The sequence below is a fragment of the Paraburkholderia sp. CI3 genome (assembly GCF_050436505.1).
Taxonomy (GTDB): domain Bacteria; phylum Pseudomonadota; class Gammaproteobacteria; order Burkholderiales; family Burkholderiaceae; genus Paraburkholderia; species Paraburkholderia tuberum.
The window spans coordinates 4,189,232-4,211,031 of the sequence record NZ_JBNDMI010000004.1; the positions used below are offsets into that span (position 1 = coordinate 4,189,232).

Below are 21,800 nucleotides of genomic sequence, written 5' to 3' on the forward strand. Positions count from 1 at the left end.
GCGGGCGACCGTTCGCAATGGGGCCAGTGCGGGCGCGGGGACGGCTGACGAGCGCCGCGCGCCGCCCGCCGCCCGCCGAAGTGCCCGGCTGTCACGCCACTGTCGTCTGTGCGCACTACGCTGCGACCGAAGCAACGGCCGCGAGCCGCCGGCCGGCCAGCCGTCACGAGCGTTTTTGCTGAAGTGCTACAATGCTCGGCTTTCGGCGGATGCTTCCGCCAGCCGGAGCCGGCCGCATTATCCGAACTCAGACGGGTCTCGCGCGGAACGACGTGGCTCCGCCTTCATCCTGATGCCCTCCGCGGTCCCGACCGCTGTCGCGCGCATCGCGCCACGCGCCTTTTTAGCGAAAGCCACCATGTCCGACACAGCCGTCACGCCCAGCACCGAGACTTTTGATCAATTCGGCCTCGCGCCCGACATCCTGAAGGCCATCAAGGAATCGGGCTACACGTCGCCCACGCCGATCCAGGCGAAGGCGATCCCGGTCGTGCTGGCGGGCCGTGACGTGATGGGCGCCGCGCAGACCGGCACCGGCAAGACCGCGAGCTTCTCGCTGCCGATCATCCAGCGCCTGCTGCCGCAGGCCAGTACGAGCGCGTCGCCGGCGCGCCATCCGGTCCGCGCGCTGATCCTCACGCCGACCCGCGAACTGGCCGACCAGGTCGCCGCGAACGTGCAGGCCTACGCGAAGCACACGGCGCTGCGCAGCGCGGTCGTGTTCGGTGGCGTCGACATGAATCCGCAGTCCGAGCAGCTGCGCCGCGGCGTTGAAATCCTGATCGCGACGCCAGGCCGTCTGCTCGATCACGTGCAGCAGAAAACCGCGAACCTGGGCCAGGTGCAGATGCTCGTGCTCGACGAAGCCGACCGCATGCTCGACATGGGCTTCCTGCCCGACCTGCAGCGCATCCTGAACCTGCTGCCGAAAGAGCGCCAGACGCTGCTCTTTTCCGCGACGTTCTCGGGCGAAATCAAGAAGCTCGCCGCGACGTATCTGCGCAACCCGCAGACCATCGAAGTGGCGCGCAGCAACTCGACCGCGACCAATGTCACGCAGATCGTCTACGAAGTCGCCGAGGGCGACAAGACCGGCGCGGTCGTGCAGCTGATCCGCGAGCGTGGCCTGAAGCAGGTGCTCGTGTTCTGCAACAGCAAGATCGGCGCGAGCCGGCTCGCGCGCAGCCTCGAACGCGACGGCGTGGTCGCGACCGCGATTCACGGCGACCGCACGCAGAGCGAGCGCATGCAGGCGCTCGATGCGTTCAAGCGCGGCGAAGTCGAGGCGCTTGTCGCGACGGATGTCGCCGCGCGCGGTCTCGACATCGTCGAACTGCCGACCGTGATCAACTTCGACCTGCCGTTCAACGCCGAAGACTACGTGCACCGGATCGGCCGCACGGGCCGCGCGGGCGCATCGGGCGACGCGCTGTCGCTGTGCAGCCCGAACGAGCGCAAGCAACTGGCCGACATCGAGAAGCTGATCAAGCGTCCGCTCGACTTGCAGCGCCTGACCGTCGATGCGCCGGTGCGCCATCATCACGAGGACCGTCCGCCGCGCCGCGATCGCAGCGAATCGCGCGACGAGCGCGGCCGCCGTCGCACGGGCGGGGCGTCGGGTTCGTATGACCGTGCGTATCATCATCGCGCGCAACCGGTCGACGATTTCTTCCTGAAGCCGTACGAGCCGTCGCCGGCATCGGTGCGCACGATCGAGGAGACGGCCGCGTCGAACGGCGCGCCGCAAAAGACGGCGCCGAAGCGGCAACTGGCCGCGTTGCTCGGTGGCTTCGGAATGCCGAGGAAGACGCCTTCGTCGTCGTAAGACGGGCTGTCGGGTTCAGAGCTCGGGGTGCAACGCCTCGAGCGTAAAAACGGTGGGGCCGAGCGGTTCGATGTCTCGGAAAACGCAGCAGGCTTCACGCGTGCGCATCATCGGGATGCGCGAATCTTCATCCGTTTTGCCCAGGCCGCGGTCGCGGCGCTGTAGAACTGCTCCAGCGTCGTGGGCGGCTCGCTTCCCAACTTCAGTCCCAGATGCCGTGCCGCCGCGCCTAGTGCTTCGAGCGGCTTGTCGCTATCGAGCGCGGTCGCGCCGTTCTGCTTGCTCAGTTTCTCGCCGTGCTCGTTCGTGACGACCGGCACATGCAGATACTCGGGCGTTGCCACACCCAGACAACGCTGCAGATAAATCTGCCGCGCCGTCGAATCCATCAGATCCGCGCCGCGCACGATGTGCGTGATGCCCGCGTCCGCATCGTCCACCACCACCGCCAGCTGATATGCCCACTGATCGTCCGCGCGGCGCAGCACGAAATCGCCGACCTCGGTCGCGAGATTTTGCGTCTGCGGACCCTGCCAGCGGTCGTCGAACGTGATCACGGCGGGCTCGCCGTCGGGTACGCGCAGGCGCCACGCGCGCGCCGGCTTGCCATGCAGACCCGTGCGGCAGGTGCCGGGGTAGGCGAGTGTAGTGTTGCGCGCGTGCGCGTGCAGCAGCGAATCGGCGATTTCCTTGCGCGTGCAGCCGCACGGATAGACGAGACCGGTCGATTTCAACTGCTCCAGCGCGTGCTGATAGCGCGCCATGCGCTGGCTTTGCCAGACCGGCGTTTCGTCCGCGCGCATGCCGAAGCGTTCGAGGGTCGCGAGGATGTCCTCGGCGGCACCCGGCATCGTGCGCGGTCCGTCGATATCTTCGACGCGCACGAGCCACGCGCCGCGCTGCGCGCGCGCGTCGAGCCAGCTCGCGAGCGCGCTGACCAGCGAGCCGAAATGCAGCGGGCCGGTCGGCGACGGCGCGAAGCGTCCGCGATAGGTCATGGTTTGGGGACGACAGGCGAGGCGCCCGCGTCACGGAGCCCCCCGGCTGTCATTACGCGGCGCACGCGGCCTTGCTGTCCGGATGGCACGCCGGACAGGTCTTGCCCGCGACGTACATCGGCGATTGCTGTTGCTCGGGCGTGACCACCGCGCGGCAGCCGAAGCATTGCGCGGTCGCGGTCGGTTCGAGTTGCGGATTCAGCGCGGTGCGGTAGTCGAACACGAAGCAGTCGCCGTGATAATGCGCGCCGCCCACTTCCTCGAAGTATTTGAGGATGCCGCCTTCGAGCTGGTACACGTTCTCGATGCCGACCTCCTTCATATGGATCGCGGCCTTCTCGCAGCGGATGCCGCCCGTGCAGAACGACACCACCGTCTTGTCTTGAAGATCGGCACGGTTGTTCTCGATTACCTCGGGGAATTCGCTGAACTTCGTGATCCGATAGTCGAGCGCGTTGTCGAACGTGCCGACGTCGACTTCGAACGCGTTGCGCGTGTCGAGCATCACGACCGGACGGCCTTCGTCGTCGTGACCGCGGTCGAGCCAGGTCTTCAGCGTCGGCGCGTCGACGAACGGTGCGCGGCCGAGCTCGGGGCGGATCGCCGGCTTTTTCATCGTGATGATTTCGCGCTTGAGCTTGACCAGCATGCGCGTGAAGGGCTGCTTGTCCGACAGGCTTTCCTTGAACTGCAGATTCGCGAACTTGCCTTCGAACAGCGCGTCGTGGCGAATGTAGTTGATGAATGCGTCGGTGCTCTCGCGCGTGCCGGCGATGAACAGGTTGATGCCTTCCGGCGCGAGCAGGATGGTGCCGCGCAGGCCGAGCGCATTGCAGCGTTCGGTGACGAACGGGCGCCAGGCGGCGGTGTCTTCGATGGTCGCGAATTGATACGCGGCGAGATTGACGATACTCATGTGTTCTGCGGTAAAGATGGCCGGCGTGGCGAGGGTTCGCGCGCGTTTGCCGGTTAAATAGCCACGTCGAGAGAGGCGAAACCCCTATTATCCCTCAACCCGGCATTTTCCCCGACCTGGCCGAATGGCTAACGAGTTGCGCTAGCGCAAACAGCGCTCGCTCCGACCTCGTCCTGGCCGGATGGCCAACGCGCCGTTTTGACCTGAAATCCGCAGAAGGGTGGAGTTACAATGTCGCCCATGTCAGATCCCCGCTTCGTTCATCTCCGCGTTCACTCCGAATTCTCGATTGCCGACGGCATCGTGCGTCTCGACGACATCGTCGCGGCGGCGGCCAAAGACGGTCAGGGCGCGCTCGCGCTTACCGACCTCGGCAACGCGTTCGGCCTCGTCCGTTTCTACCAGGAAGCGCGTGGCAAAGGGATCAAACCCATTGCCGGCTGCGACGTCTGGATCACCAATCCTGACGACCGCGACAAGCCTTCCCGCCTGCTGCTGCTGGTCAAGGACCGCCGCGGTTACCTGAACCTCTGCGAATTGCTCAGCAAGGCCTCGCTGACGAACCAGTATCGCGGCCGCGCGGAAATCGAAGCCGGCTGGCTCGAATCCGGTCTGGGCGAAGGGCTGCTCGCGCTGTCGGGTGCGCAGCAGGGCGACATCGGTCTCGCGCTGGCGGCCGGCAACGAAGAGGCGGCGAAGCGCCACGCGCAGCATTGGGCGAAGGTGTTCCCAGGCGGCTTCTATATCGAGCTGCAGCGCTATGGCCAGCCTGGCGGCGAGCAGTACGTGCAGCAGGCGGTCGCGCTCGCGGCATCGCTGAAACTGCCGGTCGTCGCGACGCACCCGATGCAGTTCATGACGCCGGACGACTTCACCGCGCACGAAGCGCGCGTGTGTATTTCCGAAGGCGACATTCTCGCGAATCCGCGTCGCCAGAAGCGCTTCACGGCCGAGCAGTATTTCCGCACGCAACAGGAAATGGCCACGCTGTTCGCGGACATTCCTTCGGCGCTGGCGAACACGGTGCAGATCGCCAAGCGCTGCAATCTGACGCTCGAACTCGGCAAGCCGAAGCTGCCGCTCTTTCCGACCCCCGACGGCATGTCGCTCGACGACTACCTGGTGCAGCTGTCGAAAGAGGGCCTCGAAAAGCGGCTCGAACAGTTGTATCCGGACGAGGCCGAGCGCGACTCGCAACGCCCGACGTACTACCAGCGCCTCGAATTCGAGTGCGGCACGATCATCAAGATGGGCTTTCCGGGCTACTTCCTGATCGTCGCGGACTTCATCAACTGGGCCAAGAACAACGGCGTGCCGGTCGGGCCGGGCCGGGGTTCGGGCGCGGGTTCGCTGGTCGCCTATGCGCTCGGCGTGACCGATCTCGATCCGCTGCGCTACAACCTGCTGTTCGAGCGTTTCCTGAATCCGGAGCGGGTGTCGATGCCCGACTTCGATATCGACTTCTGCCAGCACGGCCGCGATCGCGTGATCCAGTACGTGAAGGAGAAATACGGCGCGAACGCGGTGTCGCAGATCGCGACATTCGGCACGATGGCGGCGAAGGCGGCGGTGCGCGACATCGGCCGCGTGCTCGATCTCGGCTACATGTTCACGGACGGCATCGCGAAGTTGATCCCGTTCAAGCCGGGCAAGCACGTGACGATCGCCGACGCGATGAAGGAAGAGCCGCTGTTGCAGGAGCGCTTCGACAACGAAGACGAAGTGCACCAGCTGCTCGAACTCGCGCAGCGCGTCGAAGGCTTGACGCGTAACGTCGGCATGCACGCGGGCGGCGTGCTGATCGCGCCGGGCAAGCTGACCGATTTCTGCCCCTTGTACACGCAGGGCGACGAAAGCGGCGTCGTCAGCCAGTACGACAAGGACGACGTCGAAGCGGTCGGCCTCGTGAAGTTCGACTTTCTGGGCCTGACCACGCTGACCATTCTGGATTGGGCCGAGCGCTACATCCGCCGCCTCGATCCGTCGAAGCAGGACTGGTCGCTCGCCCAGGTGCCGCTCGACGACCCGGCGTCGTTCTCGATCCTGAAGAAAGCGAATACGGTCGCCGTGTTCCAGCTGGAAAGCCGCGGCATGCAAGGCATGCTGAAGGACGCGCAGCCCGACCGCTTCGAAGACATCATCGCGCTCGTCGCGTTGTACCGCCCGGGTCCGATGGACCTGATCCCGAGCTTCTGTGCGCGTAAGCACGGCCGCGAGGTGGTGGAATATCCGGACCCGCGCGTCGAACCTGTTCTGAAAGAGACCTACGGCATCATGGTCTACCAGGAGCAGGTGATGCAGATGGCGCAGATCATCGGCGGCTACTCGCTGGGCGGTGCCGACCTGCTGCGTCGCGCGATGGGTAAGAAAAAGCCCGAGGAAATGGCCAAGCACCGCGAAATTTTCGCGGAAGGCGCGGCCACCAACGGCCTCACGCGCGAGAAGTCCGACGAAATCTTCGACCTGATGGAGAAGTTCGCGGGCTACGGCTTCAACAAGTCGCACGCGGCCGCCTACGCGCTGCTTGCGTACTACACCGCGTGGCTGAAGGCGCACCATCCGGCCGAATTCATGGCGGCCAACATGTCGCTCGCGATGGACGACACGGACAAGGTCAAGATCCTGTTCGAAGACTGCCTCGCGAACAGGATGGCCGTGCTGCCGCCGGACGTGAACCTGTCCGCGTATCGCTTCGAGCCGGTCGCCGAAGCCGACGGCAAGCGCTCGCGCACGATCCGCTACGGTCTCGGCGCGATCAAGGGCAGCGGCCAGAACGCGATCGAAGAAATCCTGCGCGCACGCGAGGAAGGCCGCTTCATCGACATCTTCGATTTCTGCAACCGCGTCGATCGGCGCATCGTCAATCGTCGCACGATCGAGGCGCTGATTCGCGCCGGCGCGTTCGACACGCTGCATCTGAACCGCGCGCAGCTGATCGCGTCGGTGTCGCTCGCGATGGAAGCGGCCGAGCAGGCGGCGGCCAATGCGCAGCAGGCCGGCCTGTTCGACATGGGCGACGCGCCGTCGCAAGGCCACGAACTCGTCGACGAACCGGAGTGGCCGGAAAAGCGCAAGCTGCAGGAAGAGAAGGCCGCGCTCGGTTTCTACCTGTCGGGCCATCTGTTCGATGCATACAAGGACGAAGTGCGTCGCTTCGTGCGCCAGAAGATCGGCGAGCTGAAGGAAGGGCGCGACAAGCTGGTCGCGGGCGTGATCGTGTCGCTGCGCACGCAGATGACCCAGCGCGGCAAGATGCTGATCGCGCTGCTCGACGACGGCACTGGCCAGTGCGAAGTGACGGTGTTCAACGAGGTCTTCGAAGAGCACAAGCAGTTGTTCAAGGAAGACGAGCTGCTGGTCGTGCAGGGCCAGGCGCGCAACGACGCGTTCACGGGCGGCATCCGCTTCACGGTCGAAACGGTGATGGATCTCGGCCGCGCGCGCTGCCGTTACGCGGACTCGCTGAAGGTGCAGATGAACGGCAACGCGGACGCGCAGGCATTGCGCCGGGTGCTCGAAGCGCACACCGCCGGCAAGGACGAGCCGTCCGCCACAGCCGCGCCGCGCGGCAATGGCGGTGGGCGTGGCGGCTTCGGCGGCGACGGCGGCCGTCAGCGTCAAGCGGTGCAGATTCCGAACGGGCTCGCGGTGCAGGTCGTTTATCGCAGCGAGCATGCGCAAGGCGAAATGCGTCTGGGCGACGCGTGGCGCGTGAAGCCGACCGATGAACTGCTCGCCGCGCTGCGCGGCGAGTTTGCGGGAAGCTCGATCGAAATCGTGTATTGAGCGAGGTCCGCGGTGTGGATGGGCCGGTGCCGCGTGTACCGGCTAACTTTAGCGCCCGCCCGTTTTTTCCAGGCGCGCCAGCTTCAGAAACCGGTAGTACACCGTCTCCGCATTGAACAGCGCGATCATCAGCCCGGTGCGGCCATCCAGAAAACCGCGCCGCAGCAGATAAGTCCGCACGAACGCCCACAGGCCGCGCCCGAGCGCGAGTCGAATGCTGCCTTTCTGCCCGGCCTCGTAACGCTGCCGGGCGCCGGCCGTCGAATACGCGTCGAGCTTGCGCAGCACGCCCTCATAGTCCTCGTACGAGTAGTGCATCAGCTTGCCGGTCAGGCGTTGCGCGGGCGTGTCGAACACGAGGCGCTCGTGCACGAGGTCGTCGGAGAAGCGCGCGGTGCCGCGTTTGAAGAGGCGCGGAATCCAGTCCGGATACCAGCCGCTGTGATGGACCCAGTGGCCGCAGAAACTCGACAGACGGTCCACCGCATAAACGTCGGCGGCGGGTGCGGCGAGCGTCGCGCGAATCGATGCGGCAAGTTCCGGTGTGACGATTTCGTCGGCGTCGAGCGACAGGATCCAGCTTGTCGTCAGGGCATCGACCGCGCGGTTCTTTTGCGGGCCGAAGCCCGGCCAGTCCGTCTGTTCGATGACACGCGCGCCGTGCGCGCGAGCGATGTCGGCGGTGCCGTCGGTGCTACCGCCGTCGATCACGACGATCTGGTCGGCAAAGGCCACGGCCTGCAGGCATTCGGCGAGCCGCGCCGCCGCGTTCCGGGTGATGATGGCAACGCCAAGAGTGGTTTCTTGCATACCTGAGTTGCGTGGAGGACGAAGTGACGGAGCGGGTCGCGACCCGGCAATCGAGCAGCGAGTATACACATCTCATCCGGCCCCACACCACGGCGCCGATCCGCCAGGTGTTGCGCGCATGCCGTCGCGCGCCGAGCGCCGGCCGTCATCTGCAACCGATTACAATGCTCTCTTTTGATGTTTCACGCGGCCGCCCAATCATGCGCCGCGTGCTCGCCGTTCCGCATTTCCAGAGGATTCCTTGAGCGCGAAGCCAACGTTAAGCAAACCCATGGGTGCAGGCGATGCGTCGTCGCCGGCCGTCGTCCTGCGGCGCCTGTGGCCTTTCATCAAGCCGCTGCTGTGGGTCGTGGTCGGCGCGATCATCGCGATGGCGGTGAGCGCCGGCACCGACGCCGCCATTCCCGCGCTGCTCAAGCCGCTGCTCGACAAGGGCTTCGGCTCGCACGCAATCGACAAGACCAAATGGCTCGTGCCGATCGCGGTGATCGGCCTCGCGCTGATTCGCGGCGTGTCGCAGTACGCTTCCGGCTATCTGCTCGCTTACGTGTCGAACAAGATCCTGCTCGAGCTGCGTCTGAAGATGTTCGACCGCATGATCCACACGAGCGTCGCGTTCTTCCAGCGCGAAACCGCGAGCACGGTGATCAACGCGATCGTCTTCGAGGTCAATCAGATCCTGAACGTGCTGCTGAGCGTGATGGTCACGCTCGTGCGCGACTCGCTGACGGTGATCTTCCTGCTCGGCTATCTGTTCTATCTGAACTGGCGCCTGACGTTGATCGTCGCGGTGCTGCTGCCAGGCATCGGCTGGCTGGTCGGCAAGATCAATCGCCGGCTGCGGCGACTGAACCGCGAGCATCAGCTGCTCACCAACGAGCTGTCATATATCGTCGAAGAAACGGTGGGCGGCTACAAGGTCGTCAAGGTGCATAACGGCGAGCAATACGAGACGGACCGCTTCACCGCGATGAGCCGGCGCCTGCGCGGCTACGCGATGCGCATGACGGTCTCCGGTGGCCTCGCGCAGCCGTTGACGCAGTTCCTGGCGTCGATCGCGCTCGCGGTCGTGATCACGATCGCGGTGGTGCAGTCGTCGTCGGATCAGACGACGGTCGGCGGCTTCGTCGCGTTCGTCACGTCGATGCTCCTGATCATCTCGCCGCTCAAGCATCTGATGGACGTGAACCAGCCGTTGCAGCGCGGCATGACCGCGGCCGAGCTGATTTTCGGCCTGATCGACGAGCCGGCCGAGCCGGAAGGCGGCGGCAAGCCGCTCGCTCACGCGCGCGGCGAGGTCGAGTTCCGCGACGTGTCGTTCACCTACGGCACGAACTCCACGCACAACCGCCATACGCTCGACCAGGTGTCGTTCAAGATCGCGCCGGGCGAGATGGTCGCGCTCGCGGGTCCGTCGGGCAGCGGCAAGACCACGCTGGTGAATCTGTTGCCGCGCTTCTTCGATCCGACCGGCGGCGCGATTCTGGTCGACGGCGTCGCGCTGCCCGAGTACGACCGGCACGCGCTGCGCAGCCAGATCGCGATGGTGAGCCAGGACGTCGTGCTGTTCAACGACACCATCGCGCACAACGTCGCGTACGGTCAGGAAGTCGATGCGGAGAAGGTCAAGGCGGCGTTGCGCGCGGCGAACCTGTGGGACACCGTGCAGGCGATGCCGCAGGGCATCGAGACGCTCGTCGGCGACAACGGCATGATGCTGTCGGGCGGCCAACGCCAGCGTCTCGCGATCGCGCGCGCGATCTACAAGAACGCGCCGATCCTGATTCTCGACGAAGCGACGTCGGCGCTCGATTCCGAGTCCGAGCGCCACGTGCAGGCGGCGCTCGAAACGCTGATGAAAGGCCGCACCACGCTCGTGATCGCGCACCGCCTGTCGACGATCGAGCGCGCCGACCGCATCCTCGTGATGGAGGCGGGGCGGATCGTCGAGCGCGGCAGCCATCGCGAGCTGCTCGAGCACGACGGCTTGTACGCCCATCTGCATCGCATCCAGTTCCAGCAAAGCCCGGTTTGATCCGGCACATTGCGAACGGGAGCGCGGGCTGGTGTTGCGTCTAAGTCTCAATTTATTGCGCTTTTTCGGCGCTAATCGCATGCTGGCGGCCAATCACGGTCCGCCTCGCGGAAATCGACTGCCCATGTCTCACAACGATCCGAGCAAGCCGCTCGTCTCCATCGCGCTCGCGACGTACAACGGCCGCACTTATCTGCCCGAGCTGCTGGCTTCGCTCGAAGCGCAGAGCTGGCCCCATCTCGAAGTCGTGGTATCCGACGACGCCTCCTGCGACGGCACCCGCGAACTGCTCGCGTCCCATACGGGACGCGTGCCGGTGCGGCTCGTCGGCGATGGCACGCGGGCCGGCATCGTTGGCAATTTCGAGCGCGCGCTCGCCGGCTGCCGCGGCGACTACATCGCGCTCGCCGACCAGGACGACGTCTGGGCGCCCGAGAAGGTCACCGATCTGATGCGCGAGCTGCGCCGCGTGGAAAGCGCGGGCGACGCCGCCGCGACGCCGGCGCTCGCGTTCTGCGACATCGAGCTCGTCGACTCGACGCTGTGCTGTATGTCACGCTCGCTGTTCGATATCACCGCGAAGTCGCGCTGCGCGACGCGACTGCGCGATTTTTTGCTGAGCAACCATGTGCCCGGCTGCGCGATGCTCGTCAATCGCGCGACGCTCGAACGCGCGCTGCCGTTCCCGCCCGGCATCGTGATGCACGACTGGTGGCTCGCGATGGTGGTCGCGTCGTTCGGCGAGATTCGCCACGTCGCGGCGCCGCATCTGAAGTATCGGCAGCATGACGGCAATGCCGTCGGCGCAAGCGCGACCAATGAGCGCGGCGCGGCGCGCGACGAATGCGGCGCCGAGGCGGCACGGCGGCGCGGCGCGAGCCGGCAGCGGCAGATCGAAGCCATCGCGGATCAGGTGCGGGTGTTCGTGCGACGCTTCGGCGCCGAGCTGCCCGTCGATGCGCGTCACGACATGTATGCGTTTTCGCGCGGTGTCGCGAGCTGGCGCGGCGCATTCGAGTTCGTGATGATCAGCCACACCGGCGAGACCTTCGTGCGCTCGGTGAAGATGCTGCGGCGCTTGCGCGCGAGCGTGCTGAGCTTCGGCGTCTAGGTGCGAAGGCCGAGTCTCGCGCGACGCTTGCGGCGGCGGGGTGCGTCGCGCGGACTTTCGTGACCGATGTGGCGTCGCCAGGCACCGCGAGATCCTATCGTCGTCTTCAGGCCTTTCTGCCCCGCACGACCCGCTTGATCCAGATGCCCGGCGCGTAGACCATCGGGCAACTCGCATACAGGAACATCCGAATCCGCAGCCCGAGCTTCACGCCGGCGCTGCGCGTCACCAGCCCGAGGCGTTCGCCGAGGCTGCCCGCTTCGAACATCGCATGGATGAACTGCTCGCGCGCGAGCTTCGGCGCCATCGCCGCGCGCATGCGTTCACCGACGCCGGCGATCTGAGCGTCGCGCTGCAGTTGCGCGAGCTCCGCGAGTCCGTAGCGATTGCTTTGCCGCATCCGCGCGATCAGCTCGTCGACCGACTGGTAGCGGCGCTTGCGCGAAAGTCCGCCGCGCCGATAGCGCACCAGCGGCTCGTGCAGACTGATCGCGCCGCCCGACAGGATCGCGCGCAGCACCATGATCTGATCCTCGGCCGCGGCGCCCGGCAGCATCGGCCCGAAGCGCTCGATCAGGCGTCGCGACCACGTATGTGCCGCGCCGATCAGCCATGGACGCTCGACGAGCCAGTCGTCGAAGCTGCGATAGCGATCGAGCTCGGTCGGGCTCACGCGCTCGTGCACGTGACCCGCTTCGTCCATGTCGGCGAGATCGGTGGCGATCAGGTCGGGGCGGCGCCCATGCGCGAGCCAGCAGTCGACGACGCGCTCGCAGCGCTCGGGCGCCGACATGTCGTCGCCGGCGGCGACGAACAGCAGTTCGCCGTGCGCGAGCTGCGCGAGTTGCGACAGGTGCGCGCTGATGCCCTGGTTCACGGTATTGCGCCGTGCGACCACGCGATGCGGGCCCGCGTAGCCGGCGAGCGCCGCTTCGATCGCGGCGTAGGTGGCGTCGCTGGACGCGTCGTCGGAGACGATGATTTCGAGCGGCTCGTAGGTTTGCGCGAGCGCGCTGCGCACGGCGTCGCCGATCTGCTCTGCCTGGTTGTAGGCGATCACCAGCATCGAGACGAGCGGGCGGGTGGTGTCGGCGGTTGCGGCGGACGGCGGGCTATCGGTCATGGAGTCGGGACGAAGGCGATTGGCCTAGATTCTAGCCGCTGACGGTCGCGCCGCGCGACGCACGCGGCAAACCCGGGCACTCCGAGCCGAAGCCGGCGAAAGCCATCCTTTACAATTGCCGCTGCCCCGAAACTGCGCACCCACGGCCTCGCCCGCGCGTGCGCCTCACCGAGACCGATCCTTGTCAGAGCCAACCCGCGACGCAGCCCTCGACCCGAACCGCCGCCCCCTCACCGACATCGCGCTGACCGCCCAGGCGCTGAAGAACAGCGGTGGCGCCGAGCGTTACACGCGCGACGTGATCGCCGGCCTGCATCGCATGGGTTTGCGCCCGACGCTGTACGCGCGCGAGATCGACCGCGCGCTGCCCGAGGCCGCGTGGATCGATGCGCAGCCGCTCGACGTACGCTGGGCGCCGCGCAAGCTGCGCAACCTCGCGTTCGACTGGCGTCTGAAGCAGCGGTTGAAGCGGCATCGTCCGGCGTGCGTGTTCTCGATCAATCACTCGACGCATGCCGACGTCGCGTTGTGCGGCGGCACGCATCCGGGTTCGCTCGAAGCCGCGGGCCGCGCGCCGCGCCGCAGCGACGAATGGCAGATCGAGCTCGAGCGGCGCGTCTACACGCGGGCGCGCTCGATCGTCGCGCATTCGCAATTGATGAGCCGCGAGTTGCAGCGTTTTTATGACGTGCCGGCCGCGCGGATCGACGTGCTCTATCCGCCCGTCGATACCGCACGCTTCCGGCCGCTCGACCCCGCCGCGCGCGCGGCCGTGCGCCGCCAGCTCGGCGTGCCCGACGATCGCGTGATGTTCGTGTTCTCGTCGACGAGTCACGAGCGCAAGGGCTATCCACTGCTCGAAGCGTTTTTCTCGCGCACGACGCTGCCGGTCTGCCTCGTCGTCGCGGGACGCCCGGTGCCGAAAACCGGCGAGACAATTCGTTACGCGGGTTACAGCAAGGAGATCGAAAAACTGTTCGCGGCCGCCGATTTCACGGTCGTCGCGTCGGCGTACGAGCCGTTCGGGCTCGTCGGCGTGGAGTCGGTGATGTGCGGCACGCCGCTCGTGATCGCCGACAACGTCGGCTCGGCGGAGACCGTGACCGGTGCCGCGAAGATCGAGTTCTCGCGGCAGACCGCGGGCAGTTTCGAGCGCGCGATCGGCCAGGCGGTCGAGCGCGTGAAGAGCGGCGCCGCGCGCATCGCGACGCCGCGCGACAGCCTCGTGTACGACCCGAGCGTCGACGCGCACGTCGCGGCGCTTTACGAGGTGTTCACGCGGGGATGAGGGCGGCGCTCCGCGCTCGGGTTGCCGCTTCTCGTCAAATCAAAATCAATCGCGCGGCTGCGTCTCGCGCACGACCGCGGCTGGCGCCGGCGTGGTCCGCGCTTCGCTTCGCAACTCGCGCTTGCGTGCATCGATCACCGCCAGCAGCGTCGCCACCAGCGAGGCGAGCAGCACCGCCACCATCATCGGCACCAGCACGTCGATAGTGAGCCCGAAGATCACCGTGCTCGCCGCGACCGCGAGACCCGAGTACGACGCGGCGCGAATCGCCAGATCGGTCGCATGCCGGTGTCGCCAGAAATACACCGTGATCCCGTAGTAGAACAGCAACAGGCAGATCACGCCGACCGCGCCCATCTCGGCGAGCGTCGAGAAAAAGTCGCTATGCGCGCGCTCGTTGACGATCTCGGCCTTCACTTCGCCGCGCTTCGCCATCACGCCGAGCTCGTCGACCAGATGGCCTTTGCCGACGCCCCACACCGGATGCCGCTCGAACATCATCCGCGAAGCGTTCCACAGTTGCAGGCGCAGGCCGGTGGCCGTGTCGTCCTCGCCCTTGCGCATCATCGACACGTCGTTCGGCACCTCGGCAAAGCGCTTCTGAACCCGTTCGGTCGACAACAGACCGCCCGCCCCAATCACGATGACGAGCGTCGCGATCAGCAGGCGCTTCTTGTGCGTGAACCAGTGGTACTGCATGCCGAGCAGCACGACGAACACCGGCACGGCGACCCAGCCGCCGCGCGAGCCCGACAGAAACGATGCATAGCCGCCCGACACCAGCGCGAGCACGCGTGGCACCAGCACGCGCCAGTCGCGCGGATTGTCCCAGCCAAGCGTGAACACCGACAGGAACCCGAGCAGCAGCGCGGTATCGCCGAACGGAATCGCGTTCGTGTACGAGTTGTTCAGGCGGTTCGCGTCGGTCCAGCCGCCGGGCGGCTGATCGATGAACGCCCATGCGCCGACCGCGAGCGCGCCGGCCGCGCAGCCCCAGCCGATCATGCGCAGATTGCGCGACGGCAATTGCCGCAGCAGCAGGAACACCAGAAGCGCGAGCACGAAACGCGACGCATTGTCGAACTCGCGTGGCAGCCAGTAGCCGAGCACCAACTGCTGCGCGCCGATCCCGACGACGAACGCGAGCATGCCGATCGTGAACCAGCGGTAGGTCCGCAACGCGGAGAAATAGCCCGGCATGCGCCGGTTGACGATGGCCGCGCCGAGCGCGAGCGCGACGAGCGCGAAAAAGCAGTAGCCGGTGCCGCCGCGCCACATCAGATTGACCGCGGGCGCGAGAAACAGCAGAGCCGACGTGAGCCAGACCAGACTGGAAGCAAAAATCATAGGTCTACGTTATCGATGAAAACACTACCGTTCCGGTGGTGAAATTGCAGGGGGTGCCGGACCATTTGAGTTTATCAAGACGGTAGAGCGATCCGGATTATAACCATGCGCTTCCTTGCGAAATGCTTGCTGCCGCACGCGGCAAGGTTCCGCTGGTCCGCGGCATGCGGGTGGGGCGGGCGCGGGCGGCGTCTGTCGTGCGAGCAGGCGGGGGCGGTACAATCGCGCGACATTCATGGCCGGGGCGCGGCGCATGCCGCGCCCCGCGCCCAGCTCAACGGACCGACTCGATGTTCTCAATCATCATCCCGACCTGGAACAACCTGCCTTATCTGCGCCTCGTGATCAGAAGCCTGCGCCGTCATTCGACGCATCCGCACCAGCTCATCGTGCATGTGAACGACGGTTCGGACGGCACGCTCGCGTGGGTGCGCGACGAGGGCATCGAGCACACGGCGTCGCCCGGCAATATCGGCATCTGCCATGCGGTCAATATCGCGGCGGCGCGCGCGACGCAGGACTACATCGTCTACATGAATGACGACATGTACTGCTGCCCCGGCTGGGACGACGCGCTTGTCAAGCGTCTCGCGCAGATGCCGGCCGACAACCTGTTCATGTTGTCGGGCACGATGATCGAGCCGGTCGATTCGGGCAATCCATGCGTGGTCGTGCGCGACTTCGGCCGCGACACGCAGGCGTTTCGCGCCGACGAACTGGTCGCCGCCGCGGCCGGTCTCGTGCGCGCCGACTGGCGCGGCGCGACGTGGCCGCCGACGCTCGTGCATCGGGACTGGTGGATCAAGGTGGGCGGCTACAGCAGCGAACTGAGCCCCGGCATGAGCAGCGACAACGATTTCTCGATGAAGCTGTGGGACGCGGGCTGCCGCGTGTTCGTCGGCGTCGGCGACAGTCTCGTCTATCACTTCCAGCAGAAGAGCACCGGCAAGATCGTGAAGAACGACGGGCGTCGCCAGTTCCTCAACAAGTGGGGGATGACACAGGCGACCTTCGACCGCTATTACCTGCGCCGCGGCACCGCCATCGACGGCACGCTCGCGGTCAGCGAGCCCGAGCGCACCGGCCGGCTGCGCCGTGCACTGCTGAAGTCGCGCATCAAGCGCGCGTTGGGCTGACGGGCGTCGAGCCGAAAACGGCTGCTTGACGCGCTCCGTGTGTCAAACGCCGCGCGTTACGAGCGGCAGCACCGTCAGATCCGGATGCGTGCCGTCGACGATGCTGCGTCCCACGTGCACCGCTTCGTAGAGCGCGTCGTCGAGGCTCGCGAAGCTCTCCTCGCCGTCCGCGTGAAACGGCACCGCTTGGCCGGGAAGCTGGGGGTTGGCGCCCGGATGGCAGACGTAGCCTAGATACGTGTAGCGGCTGTTTTTCGCGGCCGCATCGGCGGCATGCGCCGGGTCGGGCGGATCCTTCGCGACAGGTGACACGTGTATCTCGAAGCCCTCGTATTGCACCGTCTGCCAGCTTGCGGTTTGGTCGGCCATGACCGCCTCCGTCTGGGTCTGTCCTGTCCAAAAGTCTAGGTGATTTGCCGCCAAAACGCGCGGGCGGCCGGCTACGGCCAAACCATGACGGCTTCGACTATGGAGGCGCTCCTGGGAAGTGGGTTGATGAAGCGCATTCTGCTGAGATCGGCGACGTTTTGATAATTGGGCCGCAGTTGGAGAGATTTTCGTTTAATTTTTGAAATTAGGCGGTCTGCAGGATCGCGTCCGCCAGAACGCCCCAGCTGGTTCTCCTCGGATAAAATGTTGCGCTTTGCCTAAATCCGACTTCGCTCATGTGGTTCAAAAACCTTCAGCTGCACCGTCTGCCCGCGCCGTGGTCCGTTAACCCTGAACAGATGCAGAAGTGGCTCGCGCCGTACGCGTTCGCGCCCGGCCAGAGCATCGAGATGCAGGCCCAAGGCTGGGCGCCCCCGCGCGACGGTGACTCGCTGGTCTATGCAATGAACGGTCAGATGCTGCTGACGTTCCGTGCCGAGAAGAAACTGCTGCCCGCGTCGGTCGTCACCCAGGTCACGCGCGAGCGCGCGGCCGAGCTCGAGGAGCAGCAGGGCTTCAAGCCGGGCCGCAAGCAGATGCGCGACCTGAAGGAGCAGGTCACCGACGAACTGCGGCCGCGCGCGTTCAGCATCCGCCGCGATACGCGCGTGTGGATCGATTGCACGAATGGCTGGCTCGTGATCGACGCGGCGTCGCAGGCGCTCGCCGACGATGTGCGCGGTCTGCTCGTGAAGTCGATCGACCAGTTGCCGCTGATGACGGTGCGCGTCGCGCAGTCGCCGGTCGCGGCGATGACCGGCTGGCTGCTCGACGGCAACGCGCCGGCGGGTTTCACGCTCGATCAGGACACCGAGCTGCGTTCGCCCGCCGAGGGCAACGCGACGGTGCGCTATGTCGGCCATGCGCTGGACGCCGAAGACATGCGCCGCCACATCGAGGCGGGCAAACAATGCATGCGGCTTGCGATGACGTGGAACGATCGCGTGTCGTTCGTGCTGACGCCGTCGCTGACGATCAAGCGCGTCGCGCCGCTCGACGTGCTCAAGGAAGCGAGCGACCCGACCGCGCAGAACGACGACGAGCGCTTCGATTCCGACGTCGCGCTGATGACGGCCGAGCTCGACCGCATGCTGCGCGATCTGCTCGATGCGCTGGGCGGCGAGCAGGGCGAGCAAGGGCTCGCGTTGCCGCAGGCCGTCGCGGCCTGAGCGTCAGATTCCCGCGCTGTCGAGCGCTTCGACGAGGGTCCAGTAAGGCGTGATCGAGCGCAAGCGGATCGGGTAGGTCCGCTGCAGCAGCGCGAGCGTCGCGTCGGTATCGGTGAGCTGATAGATGCCCGACACGCGCAGATCGGCGACGTCGTCGGCATAGCGCAATACGCCGGCGTGATGGCGCGCGAGTTCGTCGACGAGATCCGCGATACGCATGTTGTTCGCGTAGAGCAGGCCACGCGTCCACATCGCCTCGCGCGGGTCGAGCGCTTGCGGCGCCGCGACGCCGAAGCGTGTCAGCGTGCACCGTTGGCCTTGCGTCAGCACCAGCGCCGCGCCCGATGCCGGCCTCACCAACGCGTCGCCGCGAAACGCGGCCACGCGTGTGAAACCATCCCCTTGCCTCACGCTGAACTGCGCGCCGCGCGCTTCGACGACGCCTTCGGCCGTCTGCACGAGCAAAGGCGCATGAGTCGTTCGGGCGCCCGGTGCGCCGCCAACATCGCTCACGGGCCGCACCATGATTTCCCCTCCGAGCAGATCGACGCGCCGAACGTTCGCCTCGAACGCGGCGTTGATCGCGCTCGCGCTGCCCAGCGTGATCTGAGTGCCGTCCGCCAGCAGCACGTCGTCCAGTTCGCCAGTCGCGGTGTGGAATTCGGCGGTCCACATCTGCCACGGCAAGCGGCTCGCGAGCCAGCCCGCGGGCGCGGCGATCGCAAGCCCCGAGAGCGTTTTCAGCGCGCGCCGCCGTCCCTGCGACACGCCGGCAGCATCCGCGTCTTCGCGTAGCGCGGGGCCGACGTCCGCGGGCACGGCGCCGGTTTCGCGCCGTAATTGCTGCGCTCGCCGAAGCATTTGGTTAAAGATGCGGTACTCCGGACGCATTTGACAAATGTGATTTAAATTGAATTTAGCAGATCAGGATTTAACGATTTATATCTGCTAATAATGATTTGCGGCGGATATTCGGATCGAGTTCACATCGAATTGACTGAATACCTTATTCCAAGGGAAGCGTGGGCCCCGGTTGCGTGAGAGCATGCAGACCCATTGTCATCGATACAAAAAATTTAGGCTATGTGTGGATCGTTTCTTTTCGTGAATTCTTAAGCAGAAATGCGACTAATTGCGCTGCAATAGAACGTGGCATTTTTGTCACGAATTACAGCGTGCCGGGTTTAGCTGACGAGCGTGTAAATCTGATGAAACTCTTCGCATGCGCGCGGCGCTGACGACGGTCTGCGCACAGCAGGCCACTCATGAACCCCGGTAAAACTCCGTGCGCTGCCGCACCTTCGATGCAGACGAAAAAACGACAGGCGTATCAAAGGCTTGCGGATTTTTCCGGGAAGTTATGCACAGATTTGCCAACAAAAACTGTGGGTAACTTCGAGCGTGTCGTCGCGCGTCGAGGCGCCGTTAGTCTTCGAGCGCCCACGCGCGCCTGCGGCGCAGCAGCGCCGAGCCGATCGATACCGCCGCGCCGATGCCGCCCATCGTCAGCGACAGCGCGACGATCAGTGGGCCGGTTTGGGTGCGCGCCGAGACCACGCCGACGAGCAGGCCGGCGAGCGGCTGCGTCAGGTTGTTCAGCAGAATCGCGACGCCGATGGTCTTGCCGTAGTCCTCGGGCGGGATGATCTGCAAACGCGCGCTGCGGATGTAGACGTTGAACATCTTGTCGAAGCCGACGATCAGCAGGAAGCCGAGCGCATAGCCCCACGGCGACGCGCTCGCGCCTGCGATCACGCCGCCCGCGCAGATCGTCACGAATGCGACGAGACCGAGCACGCGCGCCGGCCATCCGGCGCGCGCAACCGTCAGCAGCACCAGCACCGTGGCGAGCGCGCCGGCCGTTTGCAGACCGGCGTAGTAGCGGCTCGATTGCGCATGCAAACCCGTCACCATCGCCGCCGACGTCGCAAGCGTGACACCGATGACGAGGTTCTCCGCGGCCGCGAGCATGACGACCTTCTTCAGGCCCGGCAGCGTCCACACGTGATCGAGCGCGATGCGCAGCGGCGTGGTCCAGTGGGCGGCGGGCGTGAGCGATCGAGCGGACACAGGCGAAGGCGCGCGAAAGCCGCTCAGTCGCTGCCAGACGAACAGTGCGGCGTCGGCGCACAGAAACAGCACACCGGTCGCGGCGACCACCCATTCCCAATGCCACACACCGAGCAGCAACGCGGCGAGCATCGGCCCAAGCACGAAGCCGAGCTGATCGGCCAGTTGCGAATACGCGAGCACCTTCTGGATCTGCTGCGTGCTGAAGATCTGCGGCAGCATCACCTCGCGCGCGACGAGCCCTTGGCTCGTCAGCACGCCGCACGCGGCCGACAGCGCGATCAGCCAGCCGATGCCGCCGAACAGCGCATACGCGGCGATACCGCCGAAGCATGCGAGCGCACGCACCGCCTGGCTCAGCCGCATCAGGCGCAGCGGTGGAAAGCGGTCGCAGAGCGCGCCGAAGAACGGGAACACGAGGTAGCGCGGCAGCGTTTCGATGAAAAACGCGAGCCCCGACCACGAGACCTGGCGCGTCGTTTGAAACACCACGAGCGGCACCAGGAAGAGCAGGATCTGATCGGCGAGACGCGCGATGAACAGCGAGCAGAAGAAGGCCTGATGGTTGACGCGCACCGTGGTTGTCTCGCCGTGTTGGGGTCGAGACCGATCCTATCAAAAGATCGCGCGGGCGAGGCGGGGCGCCCGCTGGCCGCCGTCCTATTCGCCGCGATACGCCTGTTCGAGCGGCGCGATATCGAGCTTGACCATCTTCATCATCTGCGCCATCACGCGGCTTGCCTTTGCGCGATCCGGGTCGCGCAGCATCTGCAGCAGCACGTTGGGCGCGATCTGCCACGACACGCCGAAGCGGTCCCGCAGCCAGCCGCAGGCCCACGGCTCGCCGCCGCCGTCGAGCAGCTTCGACCAGTAGCGATCGATTTCCTCCTGCGAGTCGCAGTGCACGAGCAGCGAGATGGCCGGCGTGAATTTGTATTGCGGGCCACCGTTCAGCGCCATGAACTCCTGGCCTTCGATTTCGAAGGTGACGGCGACGACCTTGCCCGCCGGTCCTGGGCCGGCGTCCGTGGCGTGCAGCGTGGTGGCGATGCGCGACGCCGAAAACACCGACGTGTAGAACTCCACGGCTTTTTCCGCGTTGCCGTCGAACCACAGGCACGGCGCGATTTTCTGCATGACGTTGCTCCTTCGGGACTGGTGTCGGTGGGCGTGGGCGTGCGATTGTCCGACGCCCATCGGCCGCTCACTTCTTCTCTTGGGACGAACACTCCATCGCGGCCATCGCCTGCTGGATTTCCTCGGCGCTCAGGTCGCGCTTGTGCGTCGCGAGCGACCAGTTGTGGCCGAACGGGTCCTTGACCTGGCCGTAGCGGTCGCCCCAGAACATGTCGGTGACGGGCATCGTGACGGTCGCGCCCGCGTCGACCGCCTGTTTGAAACTCGCGTCGACGTCTGGTACGTAGTGGTGAATCGTGACCGGCGTGCCCTTCAGCGTGTTCGGGCCGAAGGTCTGGTGCTCGGGCCATTCGTCGGTCAGCATCAGCATGGAGTCCCCGATTTTCAGGGTCGCGTGCATCACCTTGCCGTCGGGACCCGGCAGACGGATCTGTTCGACGGCATTGAAGGCTTTCGTGTAGAACGCGATCGCTTCGGCGGCGTTCTTGCAGATCAGGTACGGCGTGAGCGAGTGCATCCCGTCCGGGATCGGTTTGGCTGCGGCGCTGGACATGACGGTGACTCCTTGAAGTAACGGTTCCTCAGTGGAAAGACCGGCTGCGTGAGCTGGGTCTTCAACG

Annotated in this window: 17 protein-coding genes; 7 read left to right on the top strand and 10 right to left on the bottom strand. The window is 65.8% G+C overall.

From position 1 onward, the window contains the following. Positions 1 to 358: 358 nt before the first annotated feature. Positions 359 to 1,825, top strand: a complete 1,467-nt coding sequence (locus OKW29_RS40705; protein WP_429294846.1) for a DEAD/DEAH box helicase — start codon at positions 359 to 361, stop codon at positions 1,823 to 1,825. A gap of 107 nt (positions 1,826 to 1,932) precedes the next feature. Here OKW29_RS40705 and gluQRS read toward each other — a convergent pair whose 3' ends face one another. Both gluQRS and OKW29_RS40715 read right to left on the bottom strand, forming a co-directional pair. Continuing rightward, positions 1,933 to 2,823 carry a tRNA glutamyl-Q(34) synthetase GluQRS gene (gene gluQRS / locus OKW29_RS40710; RefSeq protein WP_429294847.1) on the bottom strand — a complete coding sequence of 297 codons (891 nt, stop codon included), beginning with the start codon at positions 2,821 to 2,823 and terminating at the stop codon, positions 1,933 to 1,935. A gap of 52 nt (positions 2,824 to 2,875) precedes the next feature. Then, entirely contained in the window at positions 2,876 to 3,739 is an 864-nt protein-coding gene (locus OKW29_RS40715; protein WP_429294848.1) for a sulfurtransferase, read from the bottom strand. 231 nt (positions 3,740 to 3,970) lie between these two features. Here OKW29_RS40715 and dnaE point away from each other — a divergent pair, with 231 nt between their 5' ends. Then, positions 3,971 to 7,525: a DNA polymerase III subunit alpha gene (dnaE, locus tag OKW29_RS40720; RefSeq protein WP_429294849.1), complete on the top strand. Its 3,555-nt coding sequence runs from the start codon at positions 3,971 to 3,973 to the stop codon at positions 7,523 to 7,525. A gap of 48 nt (positions 7,526 to 7,573) precedes the next feature. On the opposite strand, the gene OKW29_RS40725 is transcribed toward dnaE, so the two are convergent. Next, positions 7,574 to 8,335: a glycosyltransferase family 2 protein gene (locus OKW29_RS40725; RefSeq protein WP_090803668.1), complete on the bottom strand. Its 762-nt coding sequence runs from the start codon at positions 8,333 to 8,335 to the stop codon at positions 7,574 to 7,576. A 241-nt stretch (positions 8,336 to 8,576) separates the two neighbouring features. Here OKW29_RS40725 and msbA point away from each other — a divergent pair, with 241 nt between their 5' ends. Further along, on the top strand, positions 8,577 to 10,370 hold the full coding sequence (msbA, locus tag OKW29_RS40730; RefSeq protein WP_429294850.1) for a lipid A export permease/ATP-binding protein MsbA: 1,794 nt from the start codon (positions 8,577 to 8,579) through the stop codon (positions 10,368 to 10,370). A 124-nt stretch (positions 10,371 to 10,494) separates the two neighbouring features. Beyond that, positions 10,495 to 11,481, top strand: coding sequence for a glycosyltransferase family 2 protein (locus tag OKW29_RS40735; RefSeq protein WP_429294851.1), 987 nt, complete (start codon positions 10,495 to 10,497; stop codon positions 11,479 to 11,481). 106 nt (positions 11,482 to 11,587) lie between these two features. Here OKW29_RS40735 and OKW29_RS40740 read toward each other — a convergent pair whose 3' ends face one another. Then, positions 11,588 to 12,604, bottom strand: a complete 1,017-nt coding sequence (locus OKW29_RS40740; RefSeq protein WP_429294852.1) for a glycosyltransferase family 2 protein — start codon at positions 12,602 to 12,604, stop codon at positions 11,588 to 11,590. Between the two features lie 181 nt (positions 12,605 to 12,785). Between OKW29_RS40740 and OKW29_RS40745 the strand changes: the two genes are divergently transcribed. Beyond that, a complete protein-coding gene (locus tag OKW29_RS40745; protein WP_429294853.1) occupies positions 12,786 to 13,892 on the top strand; it encodes a glycosyltransferase family 4 protein in 1,107 nt (368 codons plus the stop codon). A gap of 45 nt (positions 13,893 to 13,937) precedes the next feature. Here OKW29_RS40745 and OKW29_RS40750 read toward each other — a convergent pair whose 3' ends face one another. Then, the gene (locus OKW29_RS40750; protein WP_429294854.1) at positions 13,938 to 15,239 is read right to left on the bottom strand and encodes an O-antigen ligase family protein; all 1,302 of its coding nucleotides are present in this window, start codon (positions 15,237 to 15,239) and stop codon (positions 13,938 to 13,940) included. Between the two features lie 290 nt (positions 15,240 to 15,529). On the opposite strand from OKW29_RS40750, the gene OKW29_RS40755 reads away from it, so the two are divergent. After that, positions 15,530 to 16,375 (top strand): glycosyltransferase family 2 protein, encoded by an 846-nt coding sequence (locus OKW29_RS40755; RefSeq protein WP_429294855.1) that lies wholly within the window; start codon positions 15,530 to 15,532, stop codon positions 16,373 to 16,375. Positions 16,376 to 16,417: 42 nt separating this feature from the next. Here OKW29_RS40755 and OKW29_RS40760 read toward each other — a convergent pair whose 3' ends face one another. Then, a complete protein-coding gene (locus OKW29_RS40760; RefSeq protein ID WP_429294856.1) occupies positions 16,418 to 16,744 on the bottom strand; it encodes a hypothetical protein in 327 nt (108 codons plus the stop codon). 296 nt (positions 16,745 to 17,040) lie between these two features. Here OKW29_RS40760 and OKW29_RS40765 point away from each other — a divergent pair, with 296 nt between their 5' ends. After that, positions 17,041 to 17,973 carry a recombination-associated protein RdgC gene (locus OKW29_RS40765; protein ID WP_429294857.1) on the top strand — a complete coding sequence of 311 codons (933 nt, stop codon included), beginning with the start codon at positions 17,041 to 17,043 and terminating at the stop codon, positions 17,971 to 17,973. Between the two features lie 3 nt (positions 17,974 to 17,976). Here the strand turns inward: OKW29_RS40765 and OKW29_RS40770 are convergent, their stop codons facing one another. The 4 genes from OKW29_RS40770 to OKW29_RS40785 form a co-directional block, all read right to left on the bottom strand. Beyond that, complete coding sequence (locus tag OKW29_RS40770) at positions 17,977 to 18,834, bottom strand: FecR family protein (protein WP_429294858.1); 858 nt, start codon at positions 18,832 to 18,834, stop codon at positions 17,977 to 17,979. 564 nt (positions 18,835 to 19,398) lie between these two features. Continuing rightward, a complete protein-coding gene (locus OKW29_RS40775; RefSeq protein WP_429294859.1) occupies positions 19,399 to 20,619 on the bottom strand; it encodes an MFS transporter in 1,221 nt (406 codons plus the stop codon). An 84-nt stretch (positions 20,620 to 20,703) separates the two neighbouring features. Continuing rightward, complete coding sequence (locus tag OKW29_RS40780) at positions 20,704 to 21,180, bottom strand: VOC family protein (RefSeq protein ID WP_429294860.1); 477 nt, start codon at positions 21,178 to 21,180, stop codon at positions 20,704 to 20,706. 67 nt (positions 21,181 to 21,247) lie between these two features. Continuing rightward, complete coding sequence (locus OKW29_RS40785; RefSeq protein ID WP_429294861.1) at positions 21,248 to 21,733, bottom strand: VOC family protein; 486 nt, start codon at positions 21,731 to 21,733, stop codon at positions 21,248 to 21,250. Between the last annotated feature and the right edge of the window lie 67 nt (positions 21,734 to 21,800).